The organism is Flagellimonas meishanensis (assembly GCF_019880545.1).
Classification (GTDB): Bacteria; Bacteroidota; Bacteroidia; order Flavobacteriales; family Flavobacteriaceae; genus Flagellimonas; species Flagellimonas meishanensis.
Genome location: NZ_JAINVW010000006.1, coordinates 1 through 678, shown reverse-complemented (window position 1 = coordinate 678; position 678 = coordinate 1). Strand labels below are relative to the sequence as shown.

General features: G+C 59.0%; 1 protein-coding gene. It reads left to right on the top strand.

Going from position 1 to position 678, the window contains the following annotated elements; all coding sequences use genetic code 11:
- On the top strand, positions 1-678 hold a 678-nt coding region (locus tag K7G75_RS14715; protein ID WP_222985045.1), incomplete at both ends, for a hypothetical protein.

Below are 678 nucleotides of genomic sequence, written 5' to 3'. Positions count from 1 at the left end.
ACATCGCGACCAACGCTTCGAACATTGCGACCAACACTGCTGACATCGCGACGAACACTGCCGACATCGCGACCAACGCGACTGACATTGCGAACCACATCGCCAACGACCTCGACACGGACGCGTCCAATGAATATAACACCGGAAGCGGCATAGCGGGCGGAGTACTCTCGGTAACGGATGGTGGCGGAACGGAATCCGTTGACCTTATCAGTGGTGATGCCAACAACGACATCGGATTTGGCTCAGATGGCGCACTGTACCTCAATGTGGCCTCGGTTTCCATTTCGGAGACCAATACCACCTTGTCCTTTAACAGCGGAACTGGAGAACTGACCTATACGAACGAGCTGGGCAACAACCCAACGGTTGACATCTCCAGTCTTGACGACAGTGCGGGCGTTGCCGCGAACGCCGCGGACATTGCCACCAACACTGCTGATATAGCGACCAACACAGCGGACATCGCCACCAACACGGCCGACATCGCGAACCATATCGCCAACGACCTTGACACGGACGCGACCAACGAGCTCTCGGACGTACAGCTCACGGGCACCACTTTGGAGCTGACCAACGCCGCCGCCGGTGCCACCGGGGTTGACCTTGACGCCACCTTCGCCACGGATGCCGAACTGGCCGCCGCCGCTGACGACGACATCAGTGCCGCGAGCTTCG